Genomic DNA, 20,739 nt, shown 5'->3' on the forward strand with positions numbered 1-20,739 from the left:
AGATGATATTATTTTGTCAAGATGAATGATGTTAATGAATGTAAGCATCGCTAACCAGAAGGTCCTTAATGGCCTCCGTTGGAATGACAAACTCAATAATGCCCATATACCCGGGAGCTACCTCATATTTATCAAAAGAAATCACTAATTTCCCCTCATTATTGATGTAAAATTGTTGATCAGCTGCTATCGTCTCAAAAGGAGTTATCGGCGACTCCTCCCCTGCTCCTGCCACCCAATACACTTTATCCGGATCTTCCTTCATCTGCGCTACCATCTGTTCTTTGACGAAATGGTTTATGATGTTAATATACTGATCATCTTTAAATAAGCTGGGCAAAGTTAAGAGAATCTGGTTTTTCTTGTCTATCGTGTCATAACTCATCGTTGTTGAAGATGAACCTACCGTATTTACCACATACCTGCCGATCGACAATACACTTTCATTATCCGTCTTGACCTCATACCCGCTGTCGACACCTAAATGTCCGCCGCCATCCTGCTTTAAGCTTTCCATCTCTGTGATAAACTCTTGATACAGCTGTTTGTTTTCTTGCAAATATTTTTGATTTAATAGCTGCTCCAGTTCTTTGTTTTCCAGATTGGCAATGGCAGGCACCTTTAAATGTGCGTTGTAGGTCTGATCATCGATCTTATATTCCCGAAAAGTAAGTACCTTCACAATACTTCCGACGACAGGAATGCCTGCAAAAGCATTGGCAATAACTGGACTGCTGTTAATTCCTGTTACAAATATAACGGCCGCCACCCCGGTTCCAACAATCCACTTGAAGCTAAGGCTTTTCTTAAAGCTTTGTTTGTTTTGCTTGCTTTGTACGCTTTGCTTAAGCGCATTTTTCACGATGAAATCCAGCTCGGCAGGGATAGGTACGTCCATATATTGTTTTTTTAATTGCCCCAATTTGTTGTCCATCTACTTTACCTCCTCCAAAGATCCGTCACTCAATTTGACCCGCAGCATTCGGAGCGCCTGATATAACCGGGTTTTGATCGTACTTACATTTTCGCTTAAAACCTCGGCTACCTCCTCAATCTTTAAATCCTCAAAATATCTCAGCACGACTACACTCTGATATTTATGCGGCAGCTCCTCCAAGGCCTTTTCCAAATCCAGATCCTGATAAACATCCTCCATCCCCGTGCCATACAGCTCCAAGGTTGCTTCATCTACAAGCTGAACCCTCTTTTGCTTTCTTAAAAAATCTAATGAAGTATTCACCACAATTCTATACAGCCAGCTTTTAATCGCCCTGGATTCTCTAAGTGTTGCCGCTGCCGAAATTGCCTTATGGATCGATTCCTGCACAATATCCAGAGCGTCCTGCTGGTTTTTGACATAGCTATAGGCCAGTCGGTATATATGACTCTGATTGTCAGTTATAAAACGTATAAGTAAGTTTTCCAGATGATCGCTAGCCATGAATGTAAAGCTCCTTCCCCCTTTGTTCTGCTGCTACTGCAGCTCTTTTCACAATTTAGGTTAATCCTGAACTGCTTCCGTCAAAAGTGAGGCATAAAATTCAGCGCCTTCCGATTTAAGGTGAACACCATCCTTGGAAAAGAAATCTTCCTTGCCTTCGCTGAATGAGTACCAGTCTAAAATTGCAGCATTAGGGAAATCCGCAGCCACCTTCTTCAAAGTGCTGTTCACTGTATCCTGCCATTTCCGCGGGACACGGGTGTTCACGAGGATGACCTGCTGAACCTCGCTGAGCGAGTCTAGCAGCTTTCCGAGTTGCTTGGCGGTGAAAGCGCCGTTGGTGCCAAGCTCAATGATCACATGGCTTTTCAATTTCCCCTCCGACTTCAGCTGGTCGACCACTTCCTGTGCCTGTGACATTTGCCGGCCTACTTTGCCGTCGATTACGATGCCGGGGAGCAGCTTTTCGAGGAACGGCGCAGCATCCAGGATTACAGAATCCCCTATTGCGGTAACGCCCTTTCCTGAATCTGTATTTGAAGCGCCTGGCTTTTGGAGCGGCTCTTCTTTTTCTGCTGTCCCAGAGTCAGATCCTGGTTGCGTCTCTTGTTGGGTTGCTTCTGTTGCATCTTCTGGTGTATCTTCTACTGCAACATCTGTTCCGTCTGTTGACGCTTCTTCTGAAGCTTCAGCAGAAGCGTCCACTTCAGCCTCACCTGTAGTTTCCTTCGGGGTTTCCTTGGGCACTTCATTCGAGTCTCCCTCCGTGGTTTCCTCCGCGATTCCCTTCGGGACTTCCTTCGAGGCTTCCTTCGCGATTCCCCTCGAGGATTCCTTCGCGATTCCCTTCGGGACTCCCTCCGAGGCTCCCTTTGGGACCTCTCCCGTTGCTTCATCCGAGGTCTCCTCCTGAATCAGGGGATGCTGCGAATTGACGGAGCCATTGCCGGCAAGCTGAACAATTGGATCAGCAGCGAGCAGGTATGATGACTGCTTCAGACTGCCATAGAAGGACACACATACCAAAAAGACCAGGCCTATCGAAACGAAAAGTATTCTACGCTTCTTTAATTCCAGTGATCCTGTGCGAACCCTCGCCCATAGCTTTCCGAGTGCACCATGGAGAATCGGTTCCTCGATAAATTTCCATGAAAGAGCCGCTAACACGAGGCTGGCTCCTATCTGAAGCACCACCCGCAGGACGTCAATATCTCCAGTATCCACGACAGGACTAGTCAGCACAATAACAGGATAATGCCAAAGATAAATGCCATATGAGCGCACGCCAATCCACCGCAATGGCTTGCATCCCATTAATTTGCCAAGTCTGCTGGCCGGATGTGCGAGTACAGCCACAACAATTGCAGTAAGAACAGACAGCAGCACCAGACCGCCGCGGTAAACAAAACTTTCATACTCGCTCATTTGCCCCATCATGAGCAAGATCAGAACAAGACCAAATCCTCCGGTGGAGTCGAGCATCAGGCGCGTCTTGGATGAAATCTGACTGGTCAGTCTCTGACTCGGCCAGACGATTGCTAGTGCGGCTCCAATCAGCAGAGCAAAAGACCTCGTATCGGTCCCATAATACACCCGGCTAGGATCAGCTCCCGGCTGAAAAAGCAGGCTCATGGCAAAAGCAGAGAGCGCTGCTCCCGTTAGGGTCAGCAGCAGCAGCTTGCCCCGCTGCGGAAAAAAGCGCAAACCAAGCGCCAAAGCCAACGGCCATATCAAGTAAAATTGCTCTTCAATAGCTAACGACCAAAGGTGACCCAGCGGAGAACTAGGACCGAAGCTCTCAAAATAGGATACATCGTGAAAAATAAGCCACCAATTATTGGTGTAAAAAACCGTTGACAGCACTTCCCCTTTCAGCGATAACAGGCGGGATTTGTCAACGAGCAGAAGCCATGCGAGTACAAGCAGCAGCATAGTAAGCATTGCCGGAAGCAGCCTTCTCGCCCTCCGCAGCCAAAAGTCCTTCAGCGCAAGCCGTTTGCTTCGTTTCCACTTATGAATAATCTGGTCCGTGATCAGATACCCGGAAAGAACGAAGAATACTCCGACACCAAGGAATCCCCCAGGGGCCCAGTCCAAGTTGAAATGATAGGCGATAACCGCAAGCACAGCCAGCGCCCTGAGTCCGTCTATTCCTGGCATGTAGCGTCCGGTGCGAGCTAAAGGCTCAGACGTGGCTGTGGTCTTTTTAATCACGTTAAACACTTCCTTCTCATCATGTATGTACAAAGCAGCAATGAATCTCAACATGCAGTTCCTCGAAGCTAAGGCTGCATGAACGCACCGTGTTTCACAGTTACCTAATGAAGACGCATGGGCCAAGGAAATAGTTTTATTTATTTCGAAGCAGTAAAAAAAACTGTGGGAAAGAGAAGGCGTCCACCTGGCTGTTTGGTTATAGGTGTATAAGAAGAAGTACTCGACTAAGATCCAGTATAGTTCCCCGTCTCTGGAGTGTTCCAGATAAATGAAGAAGCTGCTACGATGAATTAAAAGAATAAGTGAAAGCAACGAAGGAAGGTTATTATGCGAAAACTAATAAAGAAAATGCGGAAACCAGCGGCCATCTTTGCAGTAATCATCCTTGTGCTTATGCTCGCTGGCAATATGTACGAGAGAATAAGCGTCAAGAAGGATATACAGGGTTATACGCCTCCGGGGCAGCTTTTTAAAGTAAATGGCTACAATATGCATGTTTATACAGGAGGATCGGGAAGTTCGGGAAGTTCTGCAGGTTCAGAAAATTCAGAAGGTTCAAACAGTGAGGTAGGTGCGGGGGATGTAACTGTAGTGCTTGCTTCGGGCTGGGCAACGGCTAGCCCCTACGCGGATTATTACCCGCTTTATGAAGACTTGTCCAAGCATGCCAAATTTGCTGTCTATGACCGTCCAGGCTACGGCTTTAGTGATGTCACTGACAGACCAAGAGATATAGACACGATTGTCGAGGAAATACATACACTCCTGCAAGCGGCCGGCCAGCATCCCCCATACCTGTGGGTCGGTCATTCGCTGGCAGCCTTGGAAAGCATCCGGTACGCTCAAAAGTACCCCGGGGAGGTCACAGGTATCGTGCTAATTGACAGTGATACCCCGGACTTTTACAGCGCCCACAAACCGTTAACCGCGATCGCCAGATTTCAGAAAATGCTGATCGAAACCGGCGCAGCCAGAGCATTGTATGCAATCCCCTCCATGGTCGACAGCATAAATAACGAACGCAACAGCCTGCAGCTCCTGCCCGCCGAAATTCGCACACTAGACAAGAAGGCCACTTTCATTCAAGCTGTAAACTCCAACATGGTTGCAGAAATGAAAGAAAGCCGGCGCAACGCACTGCATGTAATGGATGGTGCCAAGCCTCTCCAGATTCCATTAACCATTATATCAGCAGGAACAGCCGAATCTGTGGACATAAACCCGCTCAACAATCTGGAAACTTGGAAAAAATGGTCCAACCAAACCAAACAGATTATCGTTGAAGATGCTGAGCATTACATTCATCAATATCATCCAGAAATAATTACTCAGGAAATTGAAAGGCTTATTGAGGATAAAAAGTAACCGCGGAGGATTAACTATAATAGGAGTTCTATTAATAAAGCGCGACTTTAATGCTGAAGGAGACATCTTATTATTAGAAAGGTGGCTCTATTATGAAAAAAATAACGTTGCTCATTTTTGTAGTTAGCATACTTACTGCATGTTCAACTGCAGGAGAAGGTATTTCGCCATCTTCAACAAATCAAAATACGTATACACCTATCAAATCACCTAGTCATAGCCCCAATAACAACAAATCTGTTCATGAACCAGTAGTTACGAAAACTATACAGTCCGAGGAACAGTTACGGGAAGAATTAAGAGAGAAACATAAACATCAGGGAGAGCTAGATCTTGACCATCTAAAGATTATTGGAGGAGGAAGACAAGTCAATCACCCGTTTAAAAGATACCGATTGCACCAAGAAGCGAACATTGTTGTACCCATTCCGATTTCCAAGAACTCTATCTATATGTGTGTTCATTATACCTCAAAATCTAAGTTACTGACGTAGCAAGCTGCGGGGAATTGAACCCTCAGCGATTAAATGGTTATCCTTCAACCAGTTGTTCAACCGATTAAAGGATAACCCATAACTCTATTATTGTTCTGGCTCAACCTAATAATCAGTGCTTGATAGTCAAACTAACATTCGATGGAGGTTAAATGCTACGAAAATGCCAGCTTTATAGCGGCCCGATACTTGTCATAGCTATTTTCATATCGGCGAAGGTAACACGTGCGCTAATGGTCACCGCAGTTCACCGCAGTCCGTTAGAAGTGGAAATGCAGCGAAATGAGATTGTAACGGTCACGGATGGCCCTTATAGGCTGAAAAGGGGGCGATTGTGGGGAAAACCGCCTTCTAATGGTCGCGGATGTCTAAGCTTGCCCCACTATGCTTCCAATTTTATGGAAACATCAAATATTGGAAATTAAGTTGATTTTATATAAATAAAAAATATCCAAATGAGCCCAATAATAATAATTTTTCCCTTTTAAACGCACTGGGAACGAACAAAATTACTAAAAACAGCTATGGCTTGCCGCGGACCCCCGACATGAAAGCGGCTCTTTTACAGAAAATAGAGCTGGGGCTCTACGAGGAGAGATCAAATTTCATCATATATTGGTAAAATAGTATATTTTCCGCTCTTGAACAACGCTCATATGGAGCTAATATGAAATCCCATTTTTCTGGAAGCGTTGTGGGTCAAGTTTAGTCGCGGATGTCCATTAGAATCGTGAATATGTAAAAATCAGTCTCTAAAGGTCAGCGGTGACCGTTAGAGACTAAGTCCTTTCCGTATCTGGAGGATATCCTCCGTCGTTGTGATATACGGATTCTGCATCAGTCTATTCCTCTTTTGTTGTTGGGTAGGACTTTCAACCGTACAAGATTGGCAGATGTTTTTCCAGTTTTAGCTATCCATTCATTTGTCAAGCACTGATTGTGGTATTGAGCCATTGTTCTTTTAATTTACTTGCTCTTTTGGCTCCAATAGTTTCAGAAGAACGGTCACGGCCTCTGCTCTTGTCATCTTGGCATTAGGATCGAATTTATTTGATCCTTTCCCTTCTATATAGCCTGATTTTTTAATGGCTGCGACTGCGCCTTTCGCCCAATCTGGAATGTCTTTGTCATCCGCAAAGCCGGATGAGACATTCTCTTCCAAAGACAGACCCAATGCGTTTGCAATCATCATCGCCATCTCAGCGCGAGTAATCGCTGCCTCCGGACGGAAGGTCCCGTCCTGATACCCTTTGATATAGCCGGCTTTGACTGCTTGCGCCACTGCGCTCTTCGCCCATGTCCCGATCTTCGCGGCATCGGTGAAAGTCAGCGCTGCTCCTGCTCCTTGCGGCTTTAACGTATTCATCAGCATGACCGTAAATTCCGCGCGCGTCACGGTCTGATTCGGCTTGAAAGTCCCATCCAGATAACCCGCGATGATTCCGTTGCTCACGGCTTGCTTGATCCCAGCTTCAGCCCAATGTCCGGCAATGTCGCTCAATTTAATCGAAGACTCTGAAGTAGGCACATCTGTTGATTGGTCTTCTGTGGATTTGTCTACAGCGAATACAGCAAACTTCGTGAAGTGATTGATTGTCACAGAAATATGATTTCCGCTTACTTTGCCGCCAGCAACTTCAACCCAGCTTTTCTTCGTTTCATCATAGTAGAAAACAGCCACAGATTGGTTGTTTTTCAGACTAGCAGGATCAAACTTAAAGGTTAGCGTGACCAACTTCATAAAGTTATCCGGGAAGTTCTTTAGAATCTCATAAACCGAAGTCACCAGAACTTCATTATTCGTGAGAAGCTTGTGCGCGTCCATCACTTTGTCTATCGTTACTTTTAATTCTTTATCTGCAGCATTGGCCGGAATCGAGACTACGATTACATTGTCCAAACTAACCTCGCCCTCTTTACCTGCCGGAAGTGTTAACTTGCCATCCGTTGAGCTTGTTTTAGTGTTGCCTGGAGGTGTTGGGCCACCACCACTAGGAGGTGTTGAACCTCCACCAATAGGAGGTGCCGCTTTCACAGTTACGGTTACCGTCCAACCCTGCGTGCTACCGTCAGCCGCTTTCACCACATAGGTGACCGGCGTCGTGAAATCGTTAGCGGTCGTGCCGCTTACTTGATCCACGGTGCCAACTTTTGCCGCGGCGCCCGCGGATAATTCGAACGTGCCAACCAAACTGTTCAAGTTAGTCCCGTACGCTACTTCAATTGCTACCGTATGCTCGGTCGCATTGATTGTGGCCGCTCCGGTTTCCGCTACTAAGCTGAATGAAGTAATATCTTTTGCATTGCTCGTAGTCTCGGAGGAAATAACAGTAAGTGCCGTTATTTCAGCTTGACTTAATTCCCGACTATAGATGCTCACTTCATCAAGGGCACCCTTGAACGGGAAAGTTCCATCCGCCAACGTCCCCAAACGCAACGTCTCTATTTCGTCTGCAATCGCTCCCGACGCCAACACCGTATTTTTAAGCACACCGTCTACATAAAACTTTATGGTGTCCCCCTGGTAGGTCACAGCTACGTGATGCCATTCGTTATCGTCAATGGCCGTCCCGCTGCTGAATACAAATATGTCCGGGGCATAGAATTTGAGTTCTCCGTCCCCTCCACCGATATACAATTCAAAATGTCCCGCATCCTTGGGTCCCTTGGCCAACAGTACATGATTCGTCTCCCTATCCTGAGGAGCTTTAACCCATGCTGCCAGAGTGAAATTCGAACCGATGTTGATATCCGAATCCGCTATTTCCACATAACTTCCGCTTGTTCCATCGAAATTCAATGCATTTCCTTTGATCCCGGTTATCCACGATGCCCCGGCAATCGTTCCGTGATGGCCGTATCCCGATGTGTCGGCTGCATTCGTTCCGCTGCCTTCATTCAACTTCCATTCCCCAATCAGATTGCCGTTCTGAAAAGCTGCTACGGACACAGTGACCGTCCAATTCTGCGTGCTGCCGTCAGCCGCTTTCACCACATAGGTGACCGGCGTCGTGAAGTCGTTAGCGGTCGTGCCGCTTACTTGATCCACGGTGCCAACTTTTGCCGCGGCCCCCGCGGATAATCCGAACGTGCCAACCAAACTGTTCAAGTTAGTCCCGTACGCTACTTCAATTGCTACCGTATGCGCGGTCGCATTGATTGTGGCCGCTCCGGTTTCCGCTACCAAGCTGAATGAAGTAATGTCTTTCTCATTGCTCGCAGTCCCGGGGGAAATAACAGTAAGTGCCGTTATCTCTGCTTGACTTAATTCCCGACCATAGATGCTCACTTCATCAAGGGCACCCTTGAACGGTAAAGATCCGTCCGCCAACGTTCCCAAACGCAACGTTTCGATCTCTTCCGCAATTGCTCCCAACCCCATCACGGTATTTTTAAGCACACCGTCCACATAGAACTTTATGGTGTCCCCCTGGTAGGTTACAGCAACGTGATGCCATTCGTTGTCGTCAATGGCCGTCCCGCTGCTGAATACAAATAAGTCCGGAGCATAGAATTTGAGCTCTCCATCCCCTGCACCGATATACAATTCAAAATGTCCTGTATCCTTGGGTCCCTTGGCCAACAATACATGATTCGTCTCCCTGGCCTGAGGAGCTTTAACCCATGCGGTCAGCGTGAAATTCGAACCGATGTTGATATCCGAATCCGCTATTTCCACATAACTTCCGCCTGTTCCATCGAAATTCAATGCATTTCCTTTGATCCCGGTTATCCACGATGCCCCGGTAATCGTTCCGTGATGTCCGTATCCCGATGTATCCGCTGCATGCGTTCCGCTGCCCGCATTGAATTTCCACTCCCCGATCAGGTAACCGTTACCCTTCTTATGAAGTGCCGCGATTTGTGCTGGGCTCAATTCCCGATTATAGATACTTACTTCACCGAGGGCGCCTTTGAACGGTAAAGATCCATCCGCCAACGTCCCCAAACGCAACGTCTCCATTCCGTCCGCAACCGTTCCCGACGCCGACACGGAATTTTTCAGCACGCCGTCTATATAGAACCTTATGGTATCCCCTTGGTAGGTCACCGCTACATGATGCCACTCGTTGTCGTCAATGGCCGTCTCACTGCTGAATTCCCCTAAGTCCGGTGCATAAAATTTGAGCTGTCCATCCGATTCATCCATATACAATTCGTAATGTCCGGCATTCATGGATCCCTTGGCTAAAAATACATGTTTCGTCTCCCTGGCCTGAGGGGCTTTAACCATTGCTGCCAGCGTGAAATTCGAACCGATGTTGATATCCGCATCCGCTATATTCACATAACTTTCGCTTGTTCCATCGAAACTTAATGCATTTCCGTTGATCCCGGTTATCCACGATGCCCCGGCAATTGTTCCGTTGTACCCGTATCCCGATGTATCCGCTGCATACGTTCCGCTGCCTTCATTCAATTTCCATTCCCCGATCAGATTGCCATTACCGTCCTGAAAGAGTGCTGAGATATCCGTCTGATTCAATTCCCAGCTATACAATTCAACTTCAGCAAGAACACCTTTGAACGGAGAAGAGCCGTCCACCAACGCTCCCAATCGCAACGTTTCGATCTCGTCCGCAATCGCTCCCGACGCCGACACCGTATTTTTAATCTCACCGTCTACATAGAACTTTATGGTGTCTCCTTGGTAGGTCACCGCTACGTGATGCCACTTATTGTCGTCAATGGCCGTCCCGCTGCTGAATACAAATAAGTCCGGAGCATAGAATTTGAGCTCCCCATCCTCAGCGCCGATATACAATTCGAAATGTCCCGCATCCTTGGGCCCCTTGGCCAACAAGACATGATTCTCCTCCCTGGCCTGAGGAGCTTTAACCCATGCGGCCAGCGTGAAATTCGAACCGATGTTGATATCCGCATTCGCTATATCCACATAGCTTTCGCTTGTTCCATCGAACTTCAATGCATTTCCGCTTTTTCCGGTAGTCCATGTTGCTCCGGCAATCGTTCCGTGATGTCCGTATCCCGATGTGTCGGCTGCATTCGTTCCGCTGCTATCATTCAATTTCCACTCTCCGATCAGATTGCCATTGCCCTTCTTATGGAGTGTCGCAATTTGTGTTGCGTTCAATTCCCGATTATAGATGCTCACTTCATCAAGAGCGCCTTTGATCGGTGAAGATCCATCCGCCATCGCCCCCAAACGCAACGTCTCCATTTCATCCACAATCACTCCCGACGCCGGTACGGAATTTTTCAGCGCACCGTCTACGTACATCTTTATCGTGTTTCCTTGATAGGTTACAGCTACGTGATGCCACTCATTGTCGTCAATGGCCGTCTCGCTGTTGAATCCTCCCAAGTCCGGGGCATAGAATTTAAACTTCCCATCCGATTGACCAATATACAATTCATAGTGCCCCGCATCCTTGGGTCCCTTGGCCAGCAAGACATGATTCGTTCCCCTGTCCCGGGGTGCCTTAACCCACGCTGCTAAAGTGAAATTCGAACCAATGTTAATATTCGCATCCGCTATATCCACATAGCTTTCGCTTGTTCCATCGAAATTCAGTGCATTTCCGTTAATCCCGGTTATCCATGATGCCCCGGCAATCGTTCCGTTGTGCCCGTATCCCGATGTATCCGCTGCTTGCGTTCCGCTGCCCGCATTGAATTGCCACTCCCCGACCGGGGCAGGTTCCAGAGAAGGTTCACTATCCGTACCGCTTCTTTGCAATCTTAACGTATCAAATACTACAGACCGTGTACTGGATTGAACCGGAGCCATAACTCCCACTTCCAATTGACCATTCTCATCCGCTTCTTGCGTCACCGCCATTCTGTTCCAATCTGATTGAGCGCCGTACAATCCGTGACCGATAATGCGGCTGACGGTATCGCCCGGTTTCTGAACATAAATTCCATATTCCATTCTGCTTCCCTCCGGTTTAGCCCACCCCGTCAGGGTATATCTCTTTCCGGGAACAAGTCCCGACACCATTTGTTTGGCCGCAGCAGGAACACTGCTTATTCCGGAAAGTTTAACACTGTATGCTCCGTCCTTTTTATCATCCGTTTCAATTAGAACATTGCCGTCAGTTGTCCAGTCCGATAAGCTTCCATTCTCAAAACCCATATCGGCTCCATAACCTGATCTTGTCGGAGAAGCTTCTATGACCATGTATAGTACACTATGACCCGTCAGAGTTCGTGAAATCTCTACTTTTCCGTCGTTTACCGGATACACGCTCGGCACCGCTGTCAATTGCAATTCTTGCCGGGAAAGGTAATCCGGTGCTTTCTCAACCCACTTGGCAAATCCCACATCATCGGTAGTTGAATATATGCTGTGGTGGTTTGGCAATGTCCATGAAGGATAATTTCCATAACCCCGACTGTTTATATAAGAAATATCGTTATCATTCCGATATTGTTTCCAGTCTTTCCACCAGTTGTTATGACCATCGTCGATAAGATACTCTTTTATCGTGACCTGGGTTCCGGGGACGTTATCCAGAACGACTTTTACATTTTCCGATACATTGGTGTCATAATCCGTATTGAAATTATACGCAACCACCCTGTAGGTATTGGTTTCTTCATCTGAAGCCGAGGCATATCCTCCGACAAAATCAGATGGATTTGCCTTTACTCCATAAGCCGACACCGGAAGCTGCCTCTGCCCGTTCATATCTCTTTCTATCCGATAAACATTAAACGCAGGTGTTAGAACATGAGGACTCGACTCATAACCAGGGGCTGTGGTGCCCCAATCGCCATAATTAATAATATTCTTAGTGCGTGGATATTGCGTGTATAGATCATTCCTATAAGCATAATTGGAGGCTCCATAATGATCCGCCCATGTGACGACAATACCAGGCTCCCCTCTGCCCGATTCATAAGTGTTAATATTAACATTCTTAAGCTGAGGATATCTGGATAATTGATTCGAATAATAACTTAAAATATCGGTCAGTTGCTGGAAGTTACCGCCCGTTCCAGGAAGCTGATTCATTTGTTCCTGGCTCCACACCCAGTTCGTAGTGCCTACCCAGGAAATTCTTGTACCCATTTCGCCGGAATAAAAGTTCGTGCCACGTCCCCAGTGATCTATGGAATAATTGACAAAAGGGGTTCCCAAATACGTAAAATAGGTTCCGGCGTATACGTTGCCTGCACCCAGGACAGATTCCAGACCTGCCAACCAGTAATCGAAAGTTTTCAGAAATGTCTCAGCATCGGCGACAAGCTGCGAATCAGGCTCTGACCAAAATTCAAACCCCCATGTGGATACCTCATCAATTCCGAAGTTATCCACCAGATACTGTGTTACCGCTTCGACATAAAGATACCATTTGTTATAATCCGAAGGCGGATTCGCGTTATATGCATACGCTCCGCTTCTGTATCCCCCCTCTGCGATAGGCGCTGGAATACCATGAAAATACAAAATTGGTTTGGACCCGCTGTGTATTTGATTCGTTACTAATTCCTTAAGCGTTTCCTCGCCTTCGCCGCGGAAATCTGTGAAAGTAACAACCCCATTATTCTCACTGTACCCGGCATCTTGGTTTTTGTCCCACGATACAACAGCAAAGTTTTGTATATTCCATTTATTCACATTATCAAATCTTGTTTTAGCCCATTCTGCCGGAAGATCATCCTTTGGTAAATAAGAAACGCCAACCGAATCCACAAGCTGTGTTATTCGATTACCGTCAACCTGGCTGGATGCATCTATATGGATCTCCACAAGTTGTTCGCCGCTTGCCTGTACATGAGCAGCAGCCGCAAATGCGAAAACGGGCAATCCGAGCATCAGCACCCATAGCAAGCACATATGTCTTTTGAAGCTTATTAACCGTACATGATTTAACATTGATATCCTCCTCTTTAACTAACACTAGTATTTTTTCAACTAACTGTAGCTCAGGCATGGAAATCAGCTCCCTCTGGATCATGCATGTTAACTTATCTGCAAGATGTCCTTAAGGATCGGAGTTAACCCATTGGCTATCAGCATAAAGCCAAGATCAGTCGGATGTAGGCCATCTACTGTACATTCATCCCATACTTCCCCAAGTAAATCCGCTCCATCGCAAAAATAAATGAATCGATCTCCTTGCTCCCGATGCTCCCTGACCAGCCCGCTTTGATAGTTCCTTCTTGCCACTCTTTCTTCATAGGTTGAGGATTTGACCTGCTCATATCCACAGGGAGTTCGTGATACGACGAGGATAGGGACCTCGGAATGCCGGCTGCGGAAGATTCGAATAAATTCAGGCATGGTCGTAATTAAACCATTCAGATTCACGCAATTGGCATCATAATCCAGCACCAGACATCCCGGTTTTTCAATTTGGCTAATGTACTCCGCAATTTCCGGGTCACCCTTGCCATTTCCGGAAAAGCCCAGATTTATAAATTCAATATTGAATCTACGGCTCAAAATATTACTGTAAGCCATTCCAGGGCGTGAGGCGCAGCCTCCCTGTGTAATCGATGTGCCGTACAAGATGACCTTGCCGTCAGAGTCATATGGGGGAAATTCCATCATTTTCGCGTCTGAATTCACCCCGATTTGCACTTCATGTACGCCTTGATAAAGCGGGAAATTAAGGGTAATGCATCGTAATTCAGGTTCAACGGATTTAAAGAATACGCTTTCGTATTCATCTGCATTGTGGGGGAAGCGTGTTGTCCCATAGTATAACTGGGAGCCAGGCAAACCCAAATAACAATCAAAGCCGTTAACAGCAGTTGCTGTTATATGGTCCATGTTGTTTGGACCATATAACCTCACTTTGATCATTAATTGGGTGGCATTTGTCTGAAAACGTATTTGCCCACCTGCTGTATGGTTTGCCAAGTTGTCCACCTCTTCACGAATAGCTCCTGCGACCACAACCGGCAGCCTGCGATACTTACGCTCCTGCGACCACCAAGCGAATCCAGATATTTGAAAAGGCGGCTCATAGGGAGAAAGCCAAAGCAGTTCCTCATCTTCAGGATCAATTTGAACCACAAGCCAGAACCTCCTAAGTATCATGACATATCGTTGCTATACCATGTCTGCTGCCCGCACAATAATTGTGATGGAATGTCGAGCTGATTAATGTGAAGCAGACAAGACTACTTTAAACTTCATTTCCCGGCCCGGATCTTTCAACGCCAATGTATTCACGCTAACGCTTCCATGCCAATCCGAAGCCTTGCCGTCTATACTCAACTCTTCTATTTCATGAATACGATAATTATTTCTCATGAACAGGTTTAAGGACACTTGATCAATACCCGACGGCAGAGAAAGATTCACTTCAATTGTATGCAATGAGCTTCTTTCGATGAAAAACGAAAGCTTTCCGAAGACGGTGCCTACATGGTTCACCTGAACATGTTTTCCAACATCAAGCCATTCAGCAGGAACGCAAGGCAGAAGGTAAAGCTTATCGTTTTCTACGATAAATAGCGTATTTAAAATCATTTCCATAATACGCCCATTTCCGCTTCCATTCGGCTGCCAAGGAGACAACCACGGAAGTTGGGGACTATAACGTTCATGCACATGGAAGGTATCAAGCGTCGTAGAAAAAGCCATTGTCGAGTAGAAATAGCGTAGTGCTTTCTCCCTTTCTCCTCGCAAGCTCCATGTGCGGTGCCATACTCTTTCCGCACTGTTAACGTAATACAGGTCAATCGGAGTCCCTGCATATTCCTCTTGGAGCACTCCTAATGTCGGATCCTCCATCCCTGGAAGCTTAACAGCAAACATGTCGCTCATCGCATAGTGCTTACGCATCATATATTCAATTTCCGGGATGATTTCATCCGACGGCTGGATCAATCCTGTATCCATGAAGCTAATTGGTCCATCGATTGCATAGACGCCAGTTCGAACATCCATCTTTGTATAGACTTCATTCGGCATCCATCTGACATTTTCATGATCAACATAAGTTCCTTGCTTAATGGACTCGAGAATACATATCTTGTATTCATTGGCTTCAGTCAGGTATCCAGGCGCATCTGGATGTTCAATATCAGCCAAAGCCGCAGCCATACTGCTTAGACCCTGCCATGTCGTCACATTCGAAAAGTAGAAATAGCCTTTATCCGGCCAATCATGAACCCGCCCTTCGGGTAGCAACCCAAAGTGGGCAGCTTTTGTGCCATCATTCTTATACACTTTAGTCGCATTGCGTTCTTTGCAAACCCACTCACATGCATGGAGTATAATGGACAGATTCGCTCTAAGCCATTCCCGATCTTTCGTAACCAGATAATAATCTGCGAGCAGCCCTAGAACGGAACCAGTTTCTCCCATCCAGAAAATATAGGCACGAAATGAGCCCTCTGGCGATAGGATATCCCCTTCCGGGCCAATACTATTTTCCTGGGTACTCAAAAAGTAGGCCAGCGTCTTTTTTACGATATCCGTTTCCCCTAACCGGGTTAACATGCGCAAATAAATGGATACTTCCCATGTATACACAACCGTATAATCGTTAAATCCTCCTTGCCCTGGAAGTGCTGCCCCATCCTCCCTCTGAGCAATCAACTGTAAGGAGTTCGTCTGTGCAGTATCAAAAATCTTTTGAATAGCCGCTTCCGGTACATAAACCTGGGATTGGTTGGACAAGCTCTCATTCCAGATTTTTCTACTCTCCGCTATTCCCGTTTCCTCATCCATAAAAGCCTCGATCTCATCCGACCTGGAACCCGGCAATTTCTGGACGAACGTATCATAAATCTCAACCTGGATTTGCTTCGTTTCACCTGGAGCCAGAGTCATCTCAAATCTCAGAATATGCTTGAACTCACCTGCTTGAGCCCTATATTCTACATGTGAGGATGAGTCGGCTTTGTATCGCATAAGCGTTAATCCCTCAGGATTTAGCAAACTGCCCGAAGTAGAATCAATGATCTGCTGCTCCAGGCTCATGCCATTAAGCCATGGTGCTGCCACGCTGTTGAAAGGAACATAATCCTCATTCGCATGAACATAAAATTGATCGTGACTCGCTTCGATATTTTGGAAATACCATTGACCGGTTCTCGTCTGTGTTGGATGTAGATTCGTTATCGACAGGTATTGATGCACGCGCATATTGCCATCCGAATCTGTTAACGTCAAGCTGGTCAAGCGGTGTGCAAAGTCTGATTGGGATAGGGAAGAGAAAAGAATCGGTTCCTTAGGCGAAAACAGTGCTTGTTCAACGTTGCGATAATCAAAAAACTGCGGTTGACCCCTGGATCCAATTAGAAAACCGTGACCACGGCGCAAGTCCCCTTTGCGGCCAAGCGCATCCTTGATCATTATGGTGAAATCCGGCCGCACTTCAACTAAAGTATTTGCCAACGGCCCGTGAATATAGACTCGCTTCGACCTCGTTCGCGGAAACAATCCCGAAATTCGATTCCAGTCGGGTTCTGCATGACAGTTTAATCTCATTGGTGTCTCAACTCCTTCAAAGCCTCGCTATATTCATCAGCTAATTTTTCGAGATTCATCAAACTTTCCTTCATCCCGCCCACTCGATTGCGGCTTAGCCATATCTGTTCATAATTGCTCATAATTCCATTCAATTCTTGAATCATAACGGAAAGCCGCTCCTTACGAACAGCTTCTTCCAATGAAGATAGTTTAAATTGGCCGAGCTTGGCTCCATGCAGGATCAGATCAATTGCATTCCCATATTCGGCGATCACAAGATCTGCATCGTCGCATTGCAAATCCACTTGCTCCAACACGCCTAGTAAATTTGTTACGTACTTCTCCACCCCTTCGAAGTCCTCTCTATTCAGCTTCGGCAGATTAAGCCTCTCCAGATCTTTATTCGTATCCTTGAGCTGGTCATAATACAAGGTTCTGAAGATGCCGCTTCCATCGAAATTCGTTTTCTGTTCTTGCAAGTAATAGTTTCCAAGGTCCAGAGCAAATTGTCCCATATTAAGATTACGATCAAGAAATACGAACCGGTCGAGGTAACCAGCAATATCTACATCGATATTCTGATCTACCCCCCAGCTTAACGCCGCTCCGTAGATAAAGCCGGGATAACTGATCGGCAGATGATGCCAATGATGCGGCGATCCCCAATCTGTATTCAAATACCCGATTGCTCCGAACTTCTTTCCTAATGTTGCGGCATTACGCAAATTCGATTTCATATTGTCCGTAAGCCCGCCAATTGTGTTCCAGGTTGATGTACCGGGACAGACATAATAAGGAATTCCACTCTTCATCAGGGTCTCGCAATGAGCAGGATTGGGTTCATCTGCTGCATACCCCCATTCCAAAGCGATGAGATCCTTTGGCAGTTGCGGGATTAACTCTGGATGTGTTGCGATGATTTCTGCCCAGAACATCATCTTTTTTCCTTTCTTCCCTACCAGTTCATGCAATTTCAATAGATACTCCAGATAAACAATCCCTTTGCCCCGTTCTTCGCATTGCTCCTTGCTTTTACCTTGGCCCAATTCAAAGGTTTCATCGCATCCCACGTTAAAATAGCGGGAGGAAAACGCAGGAAGAAGATCATCGAACGTGCGCTCAAGAAACTTGAAAACATCGGGATCCACCGGATTTAAGGTCATCGGTTGGTACCATCCCCATGGCGCTATACATCCATCCGGACATTCCGAGAGTGCGTTGAATTCTTCGCGGATCAACCACGGCGTCATATGTCCGAAACTGTTCTGATTTGGAACGAGATCAATAAATCTGTCTTTGCAGTACTGATCCAACAACTTGATCTCTTCTGGAGTGACCGGCGTTTGTTCCTTCCATACATCCGGGAAAGACGGATAGGCATAAGAAAATCCTTCCATATAAAGCTGCAGCTGATTGAGCTTGAGATCCGCCATGAATTCGACGATGCGATATAAGGTTTCCATCGTCGGTATTCTGTCTCTGCTAATATCCAGCATCACTCCTCTTGCACCGAAATCGGGATAATCGGAGATGTACAGGCAAGGAATCTTCGCGTCATTCTTATGCTGTACCAAGAGTTGCTTTAAGGTACTTACGGCATGGAAGGCACCAGCTTCGTCATTGAATTCGATGAAAACTCCTCCTTGGCTGATTTCCAAAGTATAACCCTCCGAGGGGAGATCCTCCTTTCTCTCGAAGCTTATCTGAGCATCGCTCAGATCATTTCCGAAACTAACAGGATAGTCGTGCCCCATTAATTCTTGAATCATATGCTGAGTCCTCTCCGCTATTTTTACCAATCTTTCATTTGAATCTGTTGGAACACAAACAGATCCCTCTCGAAATATGGTATAAAATCCGGGCATATAACGAACCTCTCTCGGACTGGGAACGAATAAGACTTGCTCTGTAGTCATTGAATCTGCTCCTTTTTATATTTGTTAATGGCTTTTCGCATCCTATAATCAAGGCAACAAATGTTCGCAGTCAACATTCGTTGCCTTGTTTGCATCTTGTTCTTTCCCAATCCTATTATTTACTGCTTAACCTCGAAACCAATGGATTTGAAATAGTCTTCCATTTCCTTTTTGGCATCGTCGTATTTCATCCGGCTATTGTAAGCTTTCATGATGTCATTCCAGTTTTTATCGAATTCCTCCTGGTTCCTTGCGGCGAACAGTTTGGCGGATTGCTGCTGCTGGAATTCGCCCGAAATATATTTCGGTGCTAATTGGGACGTTTCGCTTACGGCGGTACCTATATACCCATTCCACTGAATGCCTTCGTTGCTGATGAAGTTCCCAAAATATGCGACGTCGTTCGGATCGACTTCGAACGGATAGCTTCTCTTCCAATCCCAGAGATTAACAGAAGAAGTAGGAGTCGCGGCAAAAATCTTCGAGCTAACCTTTGCTAAGCCCAATCCGTATTTGTAATACTTCTCATTGAGAATATCTGCGTTGTTCGTAAGCATCGCTTGATGAAAGGCTTCATCTTTCCAGACTTTCTTGCCGTCTTTCAGCTCCCATAAACCGAGTTCCTCCGGACCCCAGGTTATCAGCTCTAAATATTCTTGCGACATCGTCCAATTGAACAGCTGTACCAAACGTTTGATGTCTTTGAAATCTTTGCGGATAAAAAACTTGAAAGTCGCTTTGTTCACCCCATCGATGCCTACGAATGTCGTTCCCGGTTGTTTAGGCAATGGAATGAGGCGCAGAGAATCGTTGGGATCTTTTTGTGTAATGGATTCTTGAACTTTCGGAATGTCTTTGGCCCACATGAAAGCACCGACTCTGCCTTGAACGATGTTTTCTTGAAGTTGGTCATCCTTTTGGATAGCGAAGTTCTTATCCAGTAAGCCCTCGCTATATAGCTTGTTCATATATTCCCAATAAGCTTTGGCATTCGGATCCCCGAGAAACTCGGATACTTGTTTGGAATTCGGATCGTATTTCCATTGTGTCGTCAAGCCAAACATCGCACCGAAATGCGGCTGCAGATAGACGGGAATCGTGAACGGAATCAGATCCTTTCCATCGACCTTAGGTTTAGCTTGTTTGAGCTTTTTCAGGAAGTTGTAGAAATCATCCGGCGTTGCGATTGCCGGTTCGATTTTCAACTCGTCCACGGTTGGTTTCGTTTGCGTTTCATTTACTTTTTTGGCGAGATCTTTCGTGCTCGTGAACGTATAGCCAAGGCTCTTCAGGTCGCTTTCTTTAACCCAGATGCCCGCCCAGTTACCCATAGGATTTACGTAAATATCATTGATGAACTTCGGATCGTTTCCATCAATCGTAACGGCAGGAAAATTGTACAATTTCCCTTCATACATGGCATCTTTCCATTGTTCTTCCGGATAGATTTCCATCAGATTTGGAGCGTATTGCTTAATAAGATCACCCAATTCCGCATATTTACCTGTTGCTGGTATCGTAGTGTTATCACCAATGTCAAATACGACGTCAGGCAAGGAATCTGTAGATAGAAATAAATTCAAGCGTTCTTTGCGGGACATGCCGTTATTGACGTAAATTTCTTTAACTCTAAGATTGAATTTCTCCTCAACCGCTTTTGCAATAAGATCGTTGGCATCGTCGGCAACCGTTGGCGGTGTATCTCCCCAAGCCCAATATGTAAACTCAAGGGGTTCCAGCTTCTCCGGGCTTGCGCTTTCCGATGCACCTTGCGAAGGCGATGCCTGAGATTGCGGAGTATCATTATTTTTGCTGCAAGCAGCCAATAGCGACAAAACTAGAACAAAGCTGATCAGACTGTAAACTCCCCGTTTGAATCTTCTCGTGACCATTGATGAACGCTCC

At 46.2% G+C, this 20,739-nt stretch carries 11 protein-coding genes; 3 read left to right on the top strand and 8 right to left on the bottom strand.

The genetic code is table 11. The annotated features are described in order from the left end of the window. Nucleotides 1-31: 31 nt before the first annotated feature. The 3 genes from rsiV to J2Z66_RS25660 are packed head-to-tail and all read right to left on the bottom strand — an operon-like array spanning nt 32 to nt 3,655. Nucleotides 32-934 (bottom strand): anti-sigma-V factor RsiV, encoded by a 903-nt coding sequence (gene rsiV, locus J2Z66_RS25650; RefSeq protein ID WP_209975584.1) that lies wholly within the window; start codon nt 932-934, stop codon nt 32-34. Beyond that, entirely contained in the window at nt 935-1,441 is a 507-nt protein-coding gene (sigV, locus tag J2Z66_RS25655) for an RNA polymerase sigma factor SigV (RefSeq protein WP_209975585.1), read from the bottom strand. A 60-nt stretch (nt 1,442-1,501) separates the two neighbouring features. Continuing rightward, nucleotides 1,502-3,655 carry an acyltransferase family protein gene (locus tag J2Z66_RS25660; protein WP_376774477.1) on the bottom strand — a complete coding sequence of 718 codons (2,154 nt, stop codon included), beginning with the start codon at nt 3,653-3,655 and terminating at the stop codon, nt 1,502-1,504. 330 nt (nt 3,656-3,985) lie between these two features. Between J2Z66_RS25660 and J2Z66_RS25665 the strand changes: the two genes are divergently transcribed. The 3 genes from J2Z66_RS25665 (at nt 3,986) to J2Z66_RS25675 (ending at nt 5,942) form a co-directional block, all read left to right on the top strand. Then, entirely contained in the window at nt 3,986-5,023 is a 1,038-nt protein-coding gene (locus J2Z66_RS25665; RefSeq protein WP_209975587.1) for an alpha/beta fold hydrolase, read from the top strand. Between the two features lie 92 nt (nt 5,024-5,115). After that, on the top strand, nt 5,116-5,517 hold the full coding sequence (locus J2Z66_RS25670; RefSeq protein WP_209975588.1) for a hypothetical protein: 402 nt from the start codon (nt 5,116-5,118) through the stop codon (nt 5,515-5,517). 152 nt (nt 5,518-5,669) lie between these two features. Beyond that, a complete protein-coding gene (locus J2Z66_RS25675) occupies nt 5,670-5,942 on the top strand; it encodes a hypothetical protein (RefSeq protein ID WP_209975589.1) in 273 nt (90 codons plus the stop codon). A 536-nt stretch (nt 5,943-6,478) separates the two neighbouring features. On the opposite strand, the gene J2Z66_RS25680 is transcribed toward J2Z66_RS25675, so the two are convergent. From J2Z66_RS25680 to J2Z66_RS25700, 5 genes are all read right to left on the bottom strand, one after another. Then, complete coding sequence (locus tag J2Z66_RS25680; RefSeq protein ID WP_209975590.1) at nt 6,479-13,363, bottom strand: LamG-like jellyroll fold domain-containing protein; 6,885 nt, start codon at nt 13,361-13,363, stop codon at nt 6,479-6,481. Nucleotides 13,364-13,450: 87 nt separating this feature from the next. Further along, entirely contained in the window at nt 13,451-14,509 is a 1,059-nt protein-coding gene (locus tag J2Z66_RS25685; protein ID WP_312894768.1) for an SGNH/GDSL hydrolase family protein, read from the bottom strand. A gap of 87 nt (nt 14,510-14,596) precedes the next feature. Next, nucleotides 14,597-16,936 (bottom strand): hypothetical protein, encoded by a 2,340-nt coding sequence (locus J2Z66_RS25690; protein ID WP_209975592.1) that lies wholly within the window; start codon nt 16,934-16,936, stop codon nt 14,597-14,599. After that, on the bottom strand, nt 16,933-18,834 hold the full coding sequence (locus tag J2Z66_RS25695) for a beta-N-acetylhexosaminidase (protein ID WP_209975593.1): 1,902 nt from the start codon (nt 18,832-18,834) through the stop codon (nt 16,933-16,935). Before J2Z66_RS25695 ends, J2Z66_RS25690 begins: the two co-directional genes overlap by 4 nt. 119 nt (nt 18,835-18,953) lie before the next feature. Then, nucleotides 18,954-20,726 (bottom strand): type 2 periplasmic-binding domain-containing protein, encoded by a 1,773-nt coding sequence (locus J2Z66_RS25700; RefSeq protein WP_209975594.1) that lies wholly within the window; start codon nt 20,724-20,726, stop codon nt 18,954-18,956. Between the last annotated feature and the right edge of the window lie 13 nt (nt 20,727-20,739).

The sequence above is a fragment of the Paenibacillus eucommiae genome (genome assembly GCF_017874215.1).
Classification (GTDB): Bacteria; Bacillota; Bacilli; order Paenibacillales; family NBRC-103111; genus Paenibacillus_AI; species Paenibacillus_AI eucommiae.

Bases quoted from the DNA above. Each gene is read 5' to 3' on its own strand.
- rsiV (WP_209975584.1), bottom strand. From the start codon at position 934: ATGGACAACAAATTGGGGCAATTAAAAAAACAATATATGGACGTACCT.
- J2Z66_RS25670 (WP_209975588.1), top strand. From the start codon at position 5,116: ATGAAAAAAATAACGTTGCTCATTTTTGTAGTTAGCATACTTACTGCA.
- J2Z66_RS25675 (WP_209975589.1), top strand. From the start codon at position 5,670: ATGCTACGAAAATGCCAGCTTTATAGCGGCCCGATACTTGTCATAGCT.
- J2Z66_RS25665 (WP_209975587.1), top strand. From the start codon at position 3,986: ATGCGAAAACTAATAAAGAAAATGCGGAAACCAGCGGCCATCTTTGCA.
- sigV (WP_209975585.1), bottom strand. From the start codon at position 1,441: ATGGCTAGCGATCATCTGGAAAACTTACTTATACGTTTTATAACTGAC.
- J2Z66_RS25700 (WP_209975594.1), bottom strand. From the start codon at position 20,726: ATGGTCACGAGAAGATTCAAACGGGGAGTTTACAGTCTGATCAGCTTT.
- J2Z66_RS25690 (WP_209975592.1), bottom strand. From the start codon at position 16,936: ATGAGATTAAACTGTCATGCAGAACCCGACTGGAATCGAATTTCGGGA.
- J2Z66_RS25680 (WP_209975590.1), bottom strand. From the start codon at position 13,363: ATGTTAAATCATGTACGGTTAATAAGCTTCAAAAGACATATGTGCTTG.
- J2Z66_RS25695 (WP_209975593.1), bottom strand. From the start codon at position 18,834: ATGACTACAGAGCAAGTCTTATTCGTTCCCAGTCCGAGAGAGGTTCGT.